The 15526-nt window shown below is 69.7% G+C and carries 13 protein-coding genes; 11 read left to right on the top strand and 2 right to left on the bottom strand.

Annotated features, from left to right (window positions below):
• Nucleotides 1-9 precede the first annotated feature (9 nt).
• From ACSQ2B_RS00195 to ACSQ2B_RS00170, 6 genes are all read left to right on the top strand, one after another.
• Entirely contained in the window at nucleotides 10-2169 is a 2160-nt protein-coding gene (locus ACSQ2B_RS00195; protein WP_436046426.1) for a TonB-dependent receptor, read from the top strand.
• The gene (locus ACSQ2B_RS00190; RefSeq protein WP_436046425.1) at nucleotides 2166-2762 is read left to right on the top strand and encodes a cysteine dioxygenase; all 597 of its coding nucleotides are present in this window, start codon (nucleotides 2166-2168) and stop codon (nucleotides 2760-2762) included. Before ACSQ2B_RS00195 ends, ACSQ2B_RS00190 begins: the two co-directional genes overlap by 4 nt.
• Nucleotides 2759-4330, top strand: a complete 1572-nt coding sequence (locus ACSQ2B_RS00185; RefSeq protein ID WP_436046424.1) for a rhodanese-like domain-containing protein — start codon at nucleotides 2759-2761, stop codon at nucleotides 4328-4330. The genes ACSQ2B_RS00190 and ACSQ2B_RS00185 overlap by 4 nt, the downstream gene beginning before the upstream one ends.
• A gap of 12 nt (nucleotides 4331-4342) precedes the next feature.
• Nucleotides 4343-4990 carry a glutathione S-transferase family protein gene (locus ACSQ2B_RS00180; protein ID WP_436046423.1) on the top strand — a complete coding sequence of 216 codons (648 nt, stop codon included), beginning with the start codon at nucleotides 4343-4345 and terminating at the stop codon, nucleotides 4988-4990.
• Between the two features lie 101 nt (nucleotides 4991-5091).
• Nucleotides 5092-6186 (top strand): LLM class flavin-dependent oxidoreductase, encoded by a 1095-nt coding sequence (locus tag ACSQ2B_RS00175; protein WP_436046422.1) that lies wholly within the window; start codon nucleotides 5092-5094, stop codon nucleotides 6184-6186.
• 8 nt (nucleotides 6187-6194) lie between these two features.
• Nucleotides 6195-6719 carry a flavin reductase family protein gene (locus ACSQ2B_RS00170; RefSeq protein ID WP_436046421.1) on the top strand — a complete coding sequence of 175 codons (525 nt, stop codon included), beginning with the start codon at nucleotides 6195-6197 and terminating at the stop codon, nucleotides 6717-6719.
• A 47-nt stretch (nucleotides 6720-6766) separates the two neighbouring features.
• Here ACSQ2B_RS00170 and ACSQ2B_RS00165 read toward each other — a convergent pair whose 3' ends face one another.
• On the bottom strand, nucleotides 6767-7441 hold the full coding sequence (locus ACSQ2B_RS00165) for a peroxiredoxin-like family protein (protein ID WP_436046420.1): 675 nt from the start codon (nucleotides 7439-7441) through the stop codon (nucleotides 6767-6769).
• Between the two features lie 40 nt (nucleotides 7442-7481).
• Nucleotides 7482-8486: an ABC transporter substrate-binding protein gene (locus tag ACSQ2B_RS00160; RefSeq protein WP_436046419.1), complete on the bottom strand. Its 1005-nt coding sequence runs from the start codon at nucleotides 8484-8486 to the stop codon at nucleotides 7482-7484.
• A 658-nt stretch (nucleotides 8487-9144) separates the two neighbouring features.
• Between ACSQ2B_RS00160 and ACSQ2B_RS00155 the strand changes: the two genes are divergently transcribed.
• The 5 genes from ACSQ2B_RS00155 to ACSQ2B_RS00135 all read left to right on the top strand — a co-directional run bounded on the left by ACSQ2B_RS00155 (nucleotide 9145) and on the right by ACSQ2B_RS00135 (nucleotide 15509).
• Nucleotides 9145-10713 (top strand): flavin monoamine oxidase family protein, encoded by a 1569-nt coding sequence (locus ACSQ2B_RS00155; protein WP_436046418.1) that lies wholly within the window; start codon nucleotides 9145-9147, stop codon nucleotides 10711-10713.
• 17 nt (nucleotides 10714-10730) lie between these two features.
• Nucleotides 10731-11198, top strand: coding sequence for a Rid family hydrolase (locus ACSQ2B_RS00150; protein ID WP_436046417.1), 468 nt, complete (start codon nucleotides 10731-10733; stop codon nucleotides 11196-11198).
• 62 nt (nucleotides 11199-11260) lie between these two features.
• Complete coding sequence (locus tag ACSQ2B_RS00145; RefSeq protein ID WP_436046416.1) at nucleotides 11261-13708, top strand: TonB-dependent receptor plug domain-containing protein; 2448 nt, start codon at nucleotides 11261-11263, stop codon at nucleotides 13706-13708.
• Between the two features lie 124 nt (nucleotides 13709-13832).
• Nucleotides 13833-14054 (top strand): hypothetical protein, encoded by a 222-nt coding sequence (locus ACSQ2B_RS00140; protein WP_436046415.1) that lies wholly within the window; start codon nucleotides 13833-13835, stop codon nucleotides 14052-14054.
• Between the two features lie 108 nt (nucleotides 14055-14162).
• Nucleotides 14163-15509 carry an LLM class flavin-dependent oxidoreductase gene (locus ACSQ2B_RS00135; protein WP_436046414.1) on the top strand — a complete coding sequence of 449 codons (1347 nt, stop codon included), beginning with the start codon at nucleotides 14163-14165 and terminating at the stop codon, nucleotides 15507-15509.
• Nucleotides 15510-15526: the final 17 nt, after the last annotated feature.

Below are 15526 nucleotides of genomic sequence, written 5' to 3'. Positions count from 1 at the left end.
CGCACCGTCTTGTTGGCCAGCGTCGCCCTCGCCACCGGGCTTTCCGGTCGAACCTCCGCCCACGCCGCGGAAGGCGCCGCTTCGGAGACCGCGGAATCCGCCACCCTCGCGGAAGTGGTGGTCACCGCCGAGCGCCGCTCCACCACCCTCCAGGACACGCCCATCGCCCTCACCGCCTTCAGCCCGCAGACGCTGGCCGAACGCCATATTCAGAATGTCCGCGACCTGGCCGGCCAGGCGCCCAATCTGAGCATCAGCCGGGTGACCATCAGCCACACCACCCAGACCTATTCGCTGCGCGGGGTCGGCGAAAGCGATCCGATCCAGGAGCCGGTGCTCGCGGTCTACGTCGACGACGTCTATGCGCCCCGCCAGATCGGCTCGATGATCGAGTTCAACGACCTGGAGCGGATCGAGGTGCTGCGCGGGCCGCAAGGCGCCCTGTATGGCCGCAACTCCAGCGCCGGGGCGCTGCGGATCATCACCCGCGACCCCGACCGGGCCCTGCGGGCCAACGCCGAGATCGGCCTCGGGAACTTCGGCGCGATCGAGGCGCGAGGGCTGATCGAGGGGCCGATCAGCGACGACCTCTCGGGCAGCCTGTCCTTCATCCACCACAGCCGCGACGGGATCACCCACGACCCGACGCTCGGCCACGACGTGAACCGGATCGACGTCGACGCCTACCGCGCCAAGCTGCGCTGGACGCCGAACGAGCGGCTGGACGCCCTCCTGACCCTGAACGCCGTCCGCGACCGCAGCGACAGCCGCTCCTACATCCCGGTGCGGCAGCCCGGCGGCGGCTTCCGAAAGAACGTCTCCTATTCGGAGGTCGAGCCGCGGCAGGATCTGGACCAGATCTCGGGCTCGGCGCGCATCACCTACAAGCTGACCGACCAGCTGCAGCTGAAGTCGGTCAGCGCCTACGGCGGCTTCGACCTCAACCCCGTCTATTACGAGAACGACGGCGAAGCGGCGCTGATCCAGAAGAACCTGATCCACTACAACGACCAGTACGCGACCCAGGAAATCCAGCTGAACGGCGACTTCGGCCGGGTCGCCTTTTCGACCGGGGTCTTCTACCTGCACGAACGCTTCTTCGTGCAGCGCGACGGCTACAGCCGCAGGAGCGCCCTGGCGACCGACCCGACCACGACGCCCGCCAACTACAACTTCCTGCGCGCCCACAACATCACCAACACGGACGCCTATGCGGTGTTCGGCGAGGCGACCTGGTCGCTGAGCGACAAGCTCAAGCTGATCACCGGCCTGCGCTGGACCCAGGAGACCAAGAGCTTCACCTTCGACAACGCCGTGCTCAACCTGGCGGGCCAGGTGGTCGCGCCCTCGATCAAGGGCAAGGCCCACGACACCTGGGTGGCGATCACGCCCAAGGTCGTGGTGCAGTACGAGTGGTCGCCGGAGCTCAACAGCTACCTCTCCTATTCGAAGGGCTTCAAGTCGGGCGGCTACGACAACCGCGCCACCCGCCTGGACCTGGCGGTCCTGCCCTTCGCGCCGGAGGAGGTGATCACCTACGAAGGCGGGTTGAAGACGCGCGCCTTCGACCAGCGGCTGAGCGCCAACCTGGCGGTCTTCTACAACGACTATCGCGACCTGCAGGTCTCCTTCTACGACCCGGCCTATGTCGGCAGCCGCCGCGGCAACGCCGGCCAGGCCCACACCTGGGGGGTCGAGCTGGAGACCCAGGCCGCGCTGACCCGCAGGCTCTCGGCCCAGCTCGCCGGCGGCTATCTGTTCGCCATCTACGACAGCTACAAGGGCGCCGGCGGTGCGGGCGTGAACGCCGACGGCAATCGCCTGCCAGGCGCGCCGCGCTGGACCCTGTCGGGGGCGATGACCTGGGACGTGCCGGTCGAGCTGCCCGGCGCGCTGCAGCTGAACGTCAACGCCCAGTACCAGACCGTGACCTATTCCAGCGCCACGCCGGCGGCGGGGGGCCAGAACCGGGTTCCGGCCCAGGGCTTCCTGAACGCGGTGGCTGCCTGGACCGCGCCGAACCCGCGCTGGTCGGTGGTGGCGTCCGCCCGCAACCTGCTGGATTCCCAAAAGCCGGTGAGCTCCACCTATACGCCGAGCACCAGTGTCTACTACCTGAACTACCCCGACCCGCGGACCGTCACCCTCTCCCTTCGGTACCGGCTATGAGCGGCGACCTCTATCGGCTGCGCAGCTTCGTCACCGGTTTCGCCGCCCTGCTGCGCCGAAACCCCGACGAACCTGCGATCCTGAGCGAAGGCGGACAGCTGCTGTCCGCCCTGGTGGCGCGGGACGACTGGCTGCCGGACGCCTACGCCCAGCCGGATCCGGAGCGGTATCGCCAGTACCTGCTGCATGGCGACAGCGCCGAGGCCTTCTCGGTCGTCAGCTTCGTCTGGGGCCCGGGCCAGGCGACGCCGGTGCACGACCACACGGTCTGGGGCCTGGTGGGCGTTTTGCGCGGCGCCGAACTGTCTCAGCCCTACGCGCGCACCCCCGACGGCCTGGTCCCGCAGGGATCGCCCGCGCGGCTCGAGCCTGGACGGGTGGAGGCGGTCTCGCCCCGCATCGGCGACATCCACCGCGTCGCCAACGCCTTCGACGATCGCGTCTCGATCAGCATCCACGTCTACGGCGCCAACATCGGCGCCGTGCGGCGCGCCACCTACGACGCCCAGGGCCGGCCGAAACCCTTCGTCTCCGGCTACGCGAACACCACGCTCCCCAACCTCTGGGACCCTTCCGTGAGCCCCCCTGCATGATCTCCGAGACTGCCCCCGCCGACGTCCGCCTGGACCTCATCGCCCGGCGTGAGATCGCGCTGATCGACCTGCGCGAGGAGGATCCCTACGCCAAGGACCACCCGCTGTTCGCCGCCAACCTGCCGCTCGGCCGGCTGGAGCTGGAGGTGCTGGACCGGATCCCGCGCCTGGATGCCCGCATCGTGCTCTACGATGACGGCGAGGGCCTGGTTCCGCCGGCGGCGCGGCGCTTGCGGGCGCTCGGCTATTCGCGGCTCTCCTCCCTGGCGGGCGGACTGGAGGGCTGGCGGCGCGCCGGCTACGAGCTGTTCCAGGACGCCAACTCGGCCAGCAAGGCCTTCGGCGAACTGGTCGAGGCGCGGCGGCATACGCCGTCCCTGCCGGCCCCCGACGCCAAGGCGCTGATCGAGTCCGAGCCGAACCTGGTGGTGCTCGACGCCCGGCGCTTCGAGGAATACCAGACCATGAGCATCCCGCGCGGGGTGAGCGTGCCCGGCGCCGAACTGGTGCTGCGCGCCCGCGAGCTGGCGCCGGATCCCACGACCACCATCATCGTCAACTGCGCCGGCCGCACCCGTAGCATCGTCGGCGCCCAGTCGCTGATCAACGCCGGCCTGCCGAACCGGGTCTTCGCGCTGCGCAACGGCACCATCGGCTGGACGCTGGCCGGCCAGACCCTGGAGCACGGCCAGAGCGATCGCTTTCCCGAGATCGCCGACGCAAAGGCCGCCGAGGCCCGCGCCGCCGCCCGCGACGTCGCCTACCGCGCAGGCGTCCGCACCATCGACCGGCGCGGGCTCGACATCCTGGCGCGGGAGACGACCCGCACCCTCTACCGCTTCGACGTGCGCACGCCCGAGGAGTACGCCGCCGGCCACCTGGCGGGTTTCCGCAGCGCGCCGGGCGGCCAGCTGGTGCAGGAGACCGACGTCTTCGCCCCGGTCCGCGGCGCCCGCATCGTGCTCGCCGACGACCGCGGCGTGCGCGCCGACATGAGCGCCTCCTGGCTCGCCCAGATGGGCTGGGAGGTCTATGTGCTCGACGGCTTCGAGGGCCCGCGCCAGACCGGCCCCTGGGCGCCGACCCGGCCGGTTTCGCCCAAGGTGCAGAGCATCAGCGCGGCCGAACTGGCCGCACAGATCGAACTCGGCGCCGTCACCCTGATCGACCTGGCGCCGAGCCCCATCCACCGGCGCGGCCATATCCCGCGGGCCTGGTTCGTCGTCCGCAGCCGGCTGGCGGAGGCCCTGGGCGGCGTCCCCGGCGGCTTTCCCTACGTGCTGACCTCGCCCGACGGCGCGCTGGCGCGCTTCGCCGCCGCCGAGTTCGAGGAGCTCACCGAACAGACGCCGCTGGTGCTTGAGGGCGGGACCGAGGCGTGGATCGCCGCCGGCCTGCCGCTGGAGACCGGGCTGCAACAGCCTGCCAGCCCCGCCGACGACGTCTACCGCCGCCCGTACGAAGGCACCGACAATCCAAAGGAAGCCATGCAGGCCTATCTCGACTGGGAATTCGGCCTCGTCGAACAGCTCCGCCGGGATGGCGCGCACGGCTTCTACGTCATCTGAGGAAACGCCAAGATGTCACTCACCCTCTATTTCGCCGCCGGCTCCTGTTCGCTCCCCGCCCTCGTCGGTCTCGAAGAGGCCGGCGCCGAGTTCGACGCTGTCCGCCTGGTCCTGCCCGACGGCGACCAACGGCGCCCGGAATACCTGGCCATTCATCCGCGCGGCCGGGTGCCTGTGCTGGTGATCGACGGGGTGGCGATCGGCGAGAACATCGCCGTGCTGACCGCTATCGACCGGCTGTTCCCCCAGGCCCGGCTGCTGCCGGCTGGCGATCTGGTCCAGGTCGCCCGGGCCTACGAGCTGCTCGCCTGGTTCGCCAGCGGCGTGCACGTGGCCTTCGCCCATTTCGCCCGGCCCGAGCGCTACACGCAAGACACCTCCGTCTGGCCGGCGCTCAAGGAGAGCAGCCGCGAGAACATGCGGGCCGCCTACGCCGAGATCGAAGCGCGGCTGGCGGACGGGCGCAGCTGGCTGCTCGGCGAGAGCTTCAGCCTGGCCGACCCCTACGCCCACGTCTTCCACCGCTGGGCTCCGCGGTTGGAGATCGACCTGAACGACTATCCCGCCTTCCAGGCCCACGCCCAGCGCGTGCAGGCGCGGCCCTCGTTCCAGCGCGCCGTGCTCCACGAGACGTCGGAGCGGAGGCTCGTCCCGGCCTGAGGCTTCAGCGCCGCTGATAGGCGGCATGAGAACATCTCGCTCGCGCACCTTAATCCTATTGTTACGATAGGTTTTAAGCGCACACGACCAGGAGACAGCTCATGCCTGTGGAGTTCATCGGCCTCATCGGCTCCAACGGGGCCTCGGAAACCCGGCCGAACACTGGCCCCGTGATCGACGTCGCCCATGTCGAGGCGGTCGCCAAGGCGCATGAGATCGGCGGCTTCGATCGCGCCCTCGTCGCCTTCGGCTCGCAGTCTCCGGAAAGCCAGCTGATCGTCGCCCACGCGGCGCACGTGACGGAGAAGCTCGGCTTCATGATCGCCCACCGACCGGGCTTCACCGCGCCGACCCTGGCCGCGCGCCAGCTGGCGACCCTGGACCAGTTCACCGGCGGCCGGGTCGCCGTGCACATCATCACCGGCGGCGCCGACGAGGAGATGCGGCGCGACGGCGACCACCTGACCAAGGTCGAGCGCTATGCCCGCACCGACGAGTACCTCGACATCGTTCGCCGAGAATGGACCAGCGAAACGCCGTTCGACTACACCGGCCAATACTACAAGGTCGAACAGGCCTTCGCCGCGGTGAAGCCGGTGCAGACGCCGCACATCCCGATCTACTTCGGCGGCTCCTCGGACGAGGCGATCACCGTGGCCGGCAAGCATGCCGACATCTACGCCCTGTGGGGCGAGACCCACGCCCAGGTGCGCGAAACCATCTCCCGGGTGCGCGCGGCCGCCGCCCGGCACGGCCGCGAGATCCGCTTCTCCCTGTCGTTGCGGCCGGTTCTGGCATCAACAGAAGAGGCCGCCTGGAAGAAGGCCGACGACATCGTCGCCCGGATCAAGGCGCTGCGGGAGAAGGCGGGACTGCCGACCAGCGGGCACAATCCCGCCAACGCCGGCTCGCAGCGGCTGCTGCAGACCGCCGCCCAGGGCGCACGTCTCGACAAGCGCCTGTGGACCGGGGTCGCCGCGGTGACCGGGGCGCAGGGCAATTCCACCGGCCTGGTCGGCACGCCGGAGCAGGTCGCCGACGCCCTCCTCGACTACTACGACCTCGGCGTCTCGACCTTCCTGATCCGCGGCTTCGATCCGCTGGAGGACGCGGTCGCCTATGGCCGCGACCTGATCCCGCTGGTGCGCGAACTGGTCGCCGAACGCGACCTGCGCCTCGCCGCCGCGGCGGGCTGAGGTCCGCCATGTCACAGGCCGCGGTCGAGACCCCGGAAGCCTGCGAGGTGGTGCGGGTCTGGCCGCGCGCTAAGCCCGCGGCCTTCGACGCAGGCCTGCGCCGACTGGCGACGGCGGCGGCGATCGTCGCCTGCAACGGGGCAGACGGACCCCGCGGACTGCGGACGACCTCGCTCGCCACGGTCTCCGCCGCCCCGCCCCGTCTGCTGTTCAGCGTCGACAAGTCCGCCTCGGCCCATGAGGCCCTGATCGCCGCCGAGAGCGTCTCGATCTCCCTGTTGGACGCCGAACAGCGCGACGTGGCCGCGGCCTTCTTGGCCGATGCATCCGACCGATTCGAGCCCGCGTCCTGGCGCCTCGCCCGATCGACTCCGCCCGAGCTTAGGGACGCTCTGGCGGCCTTCGCGGGCCCCATCCGCTGTCGCATCGACGCCGGCGCCGCGACGATCTTCATCGTCGACATCTCCACCGCCCATAGCCGTGAGGGCGAACCGTTGGTCGAGCTCGCGAGCGAGCTACGAACCCTGGCCTGAAGGCTGGCGCGGCGGCGCGCGCATGCGCCGAACGCCCCGAGGTCCGCCTACTCCGCCGGCACCGCCAGCGCCTCGCGAACAGCCTCGAGGATCGGCCCGGCTTCCGTCCGCACCAGCCAGTCCGGGCTGACGTCGGCGAACTTGATCCGGCGGTCGGTGCCAATCACCAGGGCGGTGGCCTGCGGGATCTCCCAGGTTCCGGTGCCGATGGTGTCGCCGATGAAGGTCCCCTTGGCCTGGGCGGCGGCCTGGGTCGCGGCGTTGGCGGTGTAGAGGACGCCCAGCTTGCGGCCGAGGACGTTGTCGCGGTCGGTGGCGACCTGGAATTTCAGGTCGTGCCGGCGCTTGATCTCGACCAGGCGCTCGGGGATCTGCGGGCTCGCCGCCACCAGGGGGACGCCCAGGGCCGCGAGATGCGGCGCCAGGGCCCGGCTGTAGTAGGGCAGCGCGATGTTGCAGGCCGGACAGCCTGCAAAACGGAAGAGGATCAGCACCGCCGGCCCCTTGGCCGTCAGCCCCTCCAACGTCAGACGCTCGCCATCCACCTCCTCCAGCTCGAAGGCCGGCGCGGGATCGCCCGCCTTCACCCAGCGCGCCGTCTTGGCCGCCTCCACCAGATCGAGGCGCTGATTGATGTTGAGCTGCAACTGGGCGGGCTCCCACGTGCGCTCGCGCTCGGCGTGAAGCTCGGCCAGCAACTGGCGAAGCGAGATCGTGGACATGGTCAGCTCCTCTTGGGGGATGGACGTTGGATCTTGGCGCTCATGGCGCGGCGATCTTGAAGCTCGGATCGAAGGCGGCCTTCACGTCGGGCGCCGCCTTGATCGCGCCGGCCGCCTGGAAGCGCTTCAGCACCTCGCCCTCCTCGGCGATCACCGCCTCGTCGATCAGCCGCGGGAGGCGCAGGTTCAGCGCCACCGTCTTGCGGGCGATCTCCTCGTCGAGCCCGGTCTCCTGGGCCAGGACCTTGGCGTAGGCTTCCTGGTGCGTCTGGGCCCAGATCTCCGCCCGACCGAGCCGGAGGAGATAGTCCTGAAGCTGGGCGCGCTTGGCGGCGATCGCCGGCGTGCTCGCCGCCTCGAAGGCGTAGCCGGTCAGCAGGCCGCGGCCGTTCGTCAGGACGCGGGCGCCTTCGTCGCGCACCGCCAGCGGCAGATAGGGCGCCCAGGTCGACCAGGCGTCCACCGCCCCGGTGGCGAAGGCGGCCTTGGCGTCCGACGGCGCCAGGAAGACGATGGTCACGTCCGAGGGCTTCAGGCCGGCGCGCTCCAGCGAGCGCAGCAGCAGATAGTGGCCGATCGAGCCGCGGCCGGTGGCGATGCGGCGGCCTTTCAGCTCCGCCTCGCTGCGGATCGGGCTGCCCTTGGGAACCAGGATCGCCGTGGCCACCCCGCCCTGGGGGTTGGCGGCGGCGTGCACCGCCTTGATGTTGGCGCCGCCGGCGTAGGCGAACAGGAAGGGCGCATCGCCGACCAGGCCGACGTCGACCGCGCCCGCGGCCAGCGCCTCCAGCAGGTTCTGGGCGGCGGGGAAATCACTCCACTCGACGCGGTAGGGCGCGCCGTCCAGCGCCCCGGAGGCGATGAGCAGCGCCTTGTCCCCGCCCTTCTGGCTGCCGACCTTCAGGACCGGCTGGGCGTCGCCCTGCGGCTTGCCGCAGGCGGCGAGGGTGAAGGCGAACAACAGGACGGCGGCCTGCCGCGCCCGACGCCGCCAGCCGGCTTCTCCGCTCCGGGGGTCGGTCCGACGAGGGCGTAAGGGATGCATTCCTGTCTCCGCGTTGGAAAAGCGCCGCGACGTCCGGGAGGGGGCAGAACCGGACGCCGCGGCCACCCGCGTTCGACCAAGACCGCGCGCGACGGGGGAGGGCGTCGCACCCAGATCTCAGCCGCGAAGCCAGTTCGCCGACAGCGCCATCGGCGGGCGCTGCACGGCGAACTCACCCCTTGCGGACTTCTCCTCGGACGACGTTCGCCGTCTTCGCCAATGAAGCCGAGCCAGCCCGCTGCCGCCAGGGCAGTAAATCTGAGAGCGACCCGAGATAATACTAAATCGTTTCCACGAATATCTCCCTTGAATCCTTCGAATATCCCATCCCAAGGCTGGCGCTACGAATAGGCCTGTCGCATGGCTGCATCCCGCGCGCCGCGCCGCCCGCAAGACTTCCTATCAGATAAAGTCATAGAACCACGCGAACCTCCACGAGGTCCGACCATCCCAAGAATTCCACTATCTTCTTATTTTTACTCATATAGATAGCCGAATTCCGATGCCCTCAAGCCACGTCTCGAAGATAGAGTTTCGCCATTACGTCATCAGAAAAATTGAATTCATGACTCCACACGAGACACCTCAAACGTGTAGCTGAAGCCGCCCGGCGGAAGATTCTCCAGGCGTCAGTTCAGTATTGAGGAATCTCATATTAATGATTAGTCGTCGCGATATACTCGGTCGCGCGGCGGCGGCGGGCGGATACGCCGCCGCCTTCCTGTCGCTTCAGGGCCTGGGCCTGCTGGCGACCTCGGCCGCGCAGGCCGCGCCGGAGCTGCCGGCGCGTTTCGGCGCGGGGCGGCGTGTGATCGTCCTGGGCGCGGGGATCGCCGGTCTGGTGACAGCCTACCGGCTGGAGCGCGCCGGCTTCGACGTCCTGCTGCTGGAGGCCCGCGACCGGGTCGGCGGACGCAACTGGACCATCCGGGACGGGACCCGGGTCGAGCTTGTCGGCGAGGCGGACCAGGTCGCCCGGCTGTCGGAAGGGCTCTACTTCAACGCTGGTCCGGCGCGGATCCCGAGCCATCACCAGGGCCTGCTCGGCTACTGCCGCGAGCTCGGCGTGACGCTGGAGGTGGAGGTCAATTCGAACCGCACCGCGCGCCTGCAATCCGACCAGGCCTTCGGCGGCCGCCCGATCGAACAGCGCCAGGCGGTCAACGATCTGCGCGGCGGGCTTTCGGAGCTGCTGGCCAAGGCTGCGAACCGTGGCGCCCTGGACCAGGAGCTGACGGGCGCCGACAAGGAGCGGCTGGTCAGCTTCCTGCGCAGCTACGGCGACCTGGCGCCCGATCTGGTCTATCGCGGATCAGAACGGGCCGGCTACGCGACCCCGCCAGGCGCGGCCGACCAGAAGAGCGCCGCACGACCGCCGCTCTCCCTGCGCGATCTGCTCGGCGACCCCGCCCTGCCCAACATCCTGTTCGAGGAGAACATCCTCATGCAGGCCACCATGCTGGAGCCGGCGGGCGGCATGGACCGCATCCCCTACGCCCTGGCCAAGGCGCTGCGCCGGCCGCCGCGCCTGGGGGCGGAGGTGCGGGCGATCCGCCAGTCGGCCCGCAGCGTCGCCGTCACCTGGCGCGACCGGGCGAGCGGCGCCGAGACGGTGGAGCATGGCGACTACACCGTGGTCACCGTCCCGTTGAACATCCTGGCCAAGATCCCAACCGACCTGCCGGCGCCGGTGCGCAAGGCGATCGCCCGGGCGGTCTACGACCACGCCGCCAAGGTCGCCTTCGACGCGCCGCGGTTCTGGGAGGCCGAGCAGATCTACGGCGGCCTCTCCTTCCCCGACGGCGGGACCGGCGTGGTCTGGTATCCGTCGAGCGGCTTCCACGCGCCGCGAGGCCTGTTGGTCGGAGCCTATGTGGCCGGACCGACCGCCGCGGCCTTCGAGACCCGCAGCCTCGCCGACCAGGCCGCCCTGGCCCGCGCCGCGGTGGAGCGGCTGCACCCCGGCCACGGGGCCGACCTGTCGAATCCCATCGTCGTCGACTGGAGCAAGACGCCGTTCAACCTCGGCCCCTGGCTGCACTGGGAGGCCGACGGCAACGATCCCGCCGCCTACCGCCTGCTCAACCAGCCCCAGGGCCGGATCTTCCTCAGCGGCGCCCACCTGAGCCAGCTGCCCAGCTGGCAGGAAGGCGCCGTCGCCGCCGCCCACCGCACCGTCGGCCTGATCGCCGAACGGGCGCGGGCGGATTCCCTCGTCCGCAGCTGACATTCCGGAGACTTCCCATGCTTCGCTACACGCCCCTCCTCGCGGCCGCGATCCTGTCGGCCGCCGCGCCCGCGGGCGCCGCCGAGATCGTCCGCACCTCCCTGCCCGGAGGCTCCATCCCGATCGCGGCCGCCGTCACCGTGCCGGCCGGAACCAAGCTGGTGTTCGTCAGCGGCGCCCTCCCCGCGCCCGGAACGCCCGGATCGACCGAGGCGCAGTCCGCCTCGACCCTCAGCCGCATCGAGGCGACCCTCAAGGGCCTCGGCCTCAGCCTCGCCGACGTGGTCTCCGCCCGGGTCTATCTCGTCGGCGATCCGCAGAAGGGCGGCGAGATCGATTTCGCCGGGCTGAACGCCGCCTGGGGCCGGGTCTTCGGGACCGCGGAGCAGCCGAACAAGCCCTCCCGGACGACGGTCAAGGTCGCGGGCCTGGTCGCCCCCGGCGCCCTGGTCGAGATCGAGGTCATCGCCGCCAAACCCGACTGAAGCGGGGAACGGGGGCCGACGCCGCCGACTAGGCGGCCTGAACTTCAAAACTGGAGAGATCGATGAAGAAAATGACGTACGTCGCCTCGGCGGCGGCGATCGCCCTCGCCTGGGCGGCAGGTCCCGCGAGGGCCGAGACGGTCGCCGCCGAGGCCGCCGCCGGGAGCGCCACGCTGGATGAGGTGATCGTCACCGGCACGCGGCTCACCGGCGTCCGCGCCCAGGACAGCGCCGCGCCGATCGAGGTGATCGACGCCGAGACGCTGCAGCGCACCGGACGGACGGAGCTCGGCCAGGCGCTGGCCAGGGTGGCGCCCTCGTTCAACGCCCAGAGCTTCGGCGGCGACGCGGCGAACCTGACCCTGTCCGCACGCCTGCGCGGCTTGAGCCCCAACCAGACCCTGGTGCTGATCAACGGCAAGCGACGGCACGGAACCGCCAACCTTTCGGTGCTCAGCGGAGCCTACCAGGGCTCGGCCGCCGCCGACCTGAACTTCATCCCGCTGTCCGCCGTCGAACGGGTCGAGGTGCTGACCGACGGGGCGGCGGCGCAATACGGCACCGACGCCATCGCCGGCGTCATCAACATCATCCTGAAGGCCGACAATCATGGCGGCGAGCTCGGCGCCACGGGCGGCCGCTACTTCGCCGGCGACGGCGACACTGGCGCCCTGAGCGCCAACCTGGGCCTCGCCCTGGGTCAGAACGGTTGGCTCAACCTCAGCGGCGAGACGCGCTATCACGACTTCACCGATCGCGGCCGCGCCGACCAGCGCCTGCTCAACGCGACGACCATCGCGGCGAACCCCAGCTGGGCGCAGATCCCCGGGTTCCCGCATCTGAACCGGATCTTCGGCGACGCCCGCTACGCGCTGACGAACGTCGCCGCGAATGGCGGCTACAGCTTCGGCGACCATCTCGAGGCCTACGGCTTCGCGACCTACGGCCACAAGTACGCCGCGGCCTATGAGAACTACCGCCTGCCCAACCGCATCCCGAGCGTCTGGCCACAGGGCTTCTCGCCCAAGCTGACGAGCAAGGAGGACGACCTGTCCCTCACCGGCGGCCTGCGTGGCCAGCTGGGCGGCTGGGACTTCGACCTGAGCTCGGTCTATGGCCGCGACGAGGTGGCGATCAACGTCACCAACTCGGCCAACCTGTCGCTGTTCGCCGACACCGGCGCCACGCCCACGGCCTTCCACAACGGCGACTTCATCTCCAGCCAGTGGACCCAGAACCTCGACATCCGGCGCGGCTTCGACGTCGGCTGGGCGAGCCCGCTCAACTTCGCGCTGGGACTGGAGCAACGCCACGAGACCTATGAGATCAAGGCCGGCGATGCGGCCTCGCGCTACAAGGCGGGCTCGCAGTCCTATCCCGGCTTTGCGCTGACGGACGCGGGCCATCACAGCCGCGACGCCTGGGCGGCCTATGTCGACCTGGCGGCCAAGCCGGTGGAGAAGCTGCAGCTGGAGGCGGCAGGCCGCTACGAGCACTTCAGCGATTTCGGCGACACCAGCATCTTCAAGGGCACCGGTCGCTACGACTTCACCGACGCCTTCGCCATCCGGGGCACGGCCTCGACGGGCTTCCGAGCCCCGACCTTGGCGGAGTCCTACTACTCGGCCACCAACGTCTCGCCGACCACCGCCTTCGTCCAGCTTCCGCCGAACTCCGCCGCGGCGCGGCTGCTCGGGCTCGCCCCTCTGAAGCCGGAAAAATCGAAGAACTATTCAATCGGCTTCGTCACGAGGCCCGTCCCCGGCCTCACGGCCAGCCTCGACGTCTATCAGATCGAGCTGAAGAACCGGATCGTCGGCTCCGGCGGCGTCTACGGTCTGCTGGGCGGAGCGGTGCGCTCGGCGGCCGTCACCGCCGCCATCGCCGCCAACGGCAATGTGCTGGATCCCACGGTGACCACCACGGGCGTCAGCATCTTCACCAACGCCGTCGACACCCGCACCCGCGGCGCCGAGCTCCTGCTCGCCTACCCCACCGACCTCGGCGACCTCGGCAAGATCCAGTGGACGCTGACGGGCAACTACAACAAGACCAAGATCACCGGGGTGCGCCCCCCGCCCGCAGCGATCGCGGCCTCCGGCCAGCAACTGATCACCATCGGGGCGCAATCGATCCTGGAGTCCGCCTCGCCCCGCTACAAGGTCGCGCTTTCGGCCCTGCATACCCGCGGCCCCTGGAGCGTGAACCTCGTCTCCACCGTCTACGGCAAGAGCTCCCAGCTGTCCGACCCGGGAAATGGGACCTACTATCGCCAGGAGATCGGGGCCGCGGTGATCGTCGACGCCGAAATCGCCTACGAGACCGAGAACCGCGTGCGCGTGGCGGTCGGCGCCAACAACCTGTTCGACCACTACCCCGACCAGGTCAGCAGCGCCGAGCTCGCCGCCGCCGTGGGGGCGGGTTCGGGGGCGGTCAACATCTACCCGACCTTCTCGCCGTACGGCTTCAACGGCGGCTACTACTACGGCAAGGTCAGCTACAGCTTCTGACCGGAGGCGGCGTCGCGCATCGTACAATCCCAACCGCCGTAATCCCGACAAGGTAGGTTGTAATTCTAACGATTGTAGGCAAGGTGTTCTGCAACTTGGGCTTGCTCAAGACTGGAGTCCTGCGATGCGCGACTACCACCTCTCTCTCCTCGACGTCGCGGGCCGCGAACGCGCGGCCTTCGCCTTCCCCGCCGAAAACGACCGCGACGCCGTACGCCTCTCGCAGCAGGCCGCCGAGGGCGGTCCGGCTTCGCTGTGGAGCGGCGCTACCCTGCTCCTGCGGCTCGACGCCTTCACCGAGATGGATCGCGGCGCGGCCGCGTGGTCGACCTCCCTGGCGGTCTGACGGCGTCGCCGCCGTCATTGGCGGCGGCAATGCAAGTCTTGAGAACTCTTCGTTATTCCGGGGACCTGCCCTCTACTAGGTAGCAGCCTGGAATTCTCGGAGGGTCCCATGACTCAACCCCAGGCTCGACAGCTGAAGCTCGGCGCCATTCTTTCTGGCGTGGGTTCGGACCATTACACGTGGCGCGATCCGGAGCTGCCCGGCGACGCCAGCATCGACATCGACTGGTACATCGAGAACGCGCGCCTGGCGGAGGCCAGCAAGTTCGACCTGGCCTTCATCGTCGACAGCCCCTTCATCACCCCGGACACCGCGCCGCACTTCCTCAACCGGCTGGAGCCGCTGACGCTGTTGTCCGCCCTGGCGGTCTCGACCTCCAAGATCGGCCTCGTCGGCACGCTCACCACCTCCTACTGGGAGCCCTACAACGTCGCCCGCCAGTTCGGTTCGCTGGACAACATCAGCAAGGGCCGCGCGGGCTGGAACGTGGTCACCACGGGGCTGGAGGGCGCGGCGCGCAACTACGGCCGCGAGGAGCACTTCGACCACGCCGTCCGCTATCGCCGCGCCAAGGAGTTCGTCGAGGTCGTCCAGGGCCTCTGGGACAGCTATGAGGACGACGCCTTCCCGCGGGATCGAGCCGCCGGGATCTTCCTGGACAAGTCCAAGCAGCACGCCCTGAACCACAAGGGCGAGTTCTTCTCGGTGGCCGGGCCGCTGGCGCTCAGCCGGTCGAAACAGGGTCAGCCGGTGATCTTCCAGGCCGGCGACAGCGACGAGGGGCGCAACCTCGGCGCCCAGATCGCCGAAGGAACCTTCACCAGTTCGGACAGCTTCGAGACCGCACAGGCCTACTACCAGGACCTCAAGCGCCGCGCCGCCGCGCTCGGCCGTGATCCGGACCGGATCATCGTCCTGCCCGGCCTCTTTCCGATCATCGCCGAGACGGATGAAGAGGCCGAGGCCCTGGCCGCGAGCCTGGAGGGCGAGGTCAAGATCGAGAAGTTGCTGGTCGAGCTCGGCCGGGCCTTCGGCTACCACGACTTCAGCCGCTATCCGCTCGACGGCCCCTTCCCGGACGTCAGCAACCTCAGCCTCAACAGCTACAAGGGCCGCGCCGAGCGCATCGTGCGCACCGCCCAGGACGAGGGCCTGACCCTGCGCGAGACGGCCTATCGCTTCGGCCGCTTCCGCTCGTCCTTCGTGGGCTCTCCCGAGACCATCGCCGACGAAATCGAACGCTGGTTCCGTGGCGGCGCCGCCGACGGCTTCCTGCTGCGGGTCGGCCGGCCGCGGGAGTTCGCCCTGTTCCGCGAGCGGGTCGTCCCCCTGCTGCAGGCCCGTGGCCTGTTCCGCACTGAATACGAGCACGACACCCTGCGCGGCCACCTCGGGCTCGAGGTCCCGGAGAACCGCTGGTCCCGGACCCAGTCCGCCCTCGCCGCGGCCGAATAGCGGCGCGGGAGGAGCTG

Source organism: Phenylobacterium sp. LjRoot225, from assembly GCF_964252855.1.
Classification (GTDB): Bacteria; Pseudomonadota; Alphaproteobacteria; order Caulobacterales; family Caulobacteraceae; genus Phenylobacterium.
The sequence above is the reverse complement of the archived record's forward strand: the minus strand, read 5'-3'. Positions and strand labels throughout refer to the sequence as shown.

What these genes read in the sequence shown, in the direction of transcription:
- ACSQ2B_RS00155 (WP_436046418.1), top strand. Translation starts at nt 9,145, where the DNA reads ATGATTAGTCGTCGCGATATACTCGGTCGCGCGGCGGCGGCGGGCGGA.
- ACSQ2B_RS00175 (WP_436046422.1), top strand. Translation starts at nt 5,092, where the DNA reads ATGCCTGTGGAGTTCATCGGCCTCATCGGCTCCAACGGGGCCTCGGAA.
- ACSQ2B_RS00150 (WP_436046417.1), top strand. Translation starts at nt 10,731, where the DNA reads ATGCTTCGCTACACGCCCCTCCTCGCGGCCGCGATCCTGTCGGCCGCC.
- ACSQ2B_RS00180 (WP_436046423.1), top strand. Translation starts at nt 4,343, where the DNA reads ATGTCACTCACCCTCTATTTCGCCGCCGGCTCCTGTTCGCTCCCCGCC.
- ACSQ2B_RS00140 (WP_436046415.1), top strand. Translation starts at nt 13,833, where the DNA reads ATGCGCGACTACCACCTCTCTCTCCTCGACGTCGCGGGCCGCGAACGC.
- ACSQ2B_RS00135 (WP_436046414.1), top strand. Translation starts at nt 14,163, where the DNA reads ATGACTCAACCCCAGGCTCGACAGCTGAAGCTCGGCGCCATTCTTTCT.
- ACSQ2B_RS00160 (WP_436046419.1), bottom strand. Translation starts at nt 8,486, where the DNA reads ATGCATCCCTTACGCCCTCGTCGGACCGACCCCCGGAGCGGAGAAGCC.
- ACSQ2B_RS00145 (WP_436046416.1), top strand. Translation starts at nt 11,261, where the DNA reads ATGAAGAAAATGACGTACGTCGCCTCGGCGGCGGCGATCGCCCTCGCC.
- ACSQ2B_RS00170 (WP_436046421.1), top strand. Translation starts at nt 6,195, where the DNA reads ATGTCACAGGCCGCGGTCGAGACCCCGGAAGCCTGCGAGGTGGTGCGG.
- ACSQ2B_RS00190 (WP_436046425.1), top strand. Translation starts at nt 2,166, where the DNA reads ATGAGCGGCGACCTCTATCGGCTGCGCAGCTTCGTCACCGGTTTCGCC.
- ACSQ2B_RS00185 (WP_436046424.1), top strand. Translation starts at nt 2,759, where the DNA reads ATGATCTCCGAGACTGCCCCCGCCGACGTCCGCCTGGACCTCATCGCC.
- ACSQ2B_RS00165 (WP_436046420.1), bottom strand. Translation starts at nt 7,441, where the DNA reads ATGTCCACGATCTCGCTTCGCCAGTTGCTGGCCGAGCTTCACGCCGAG.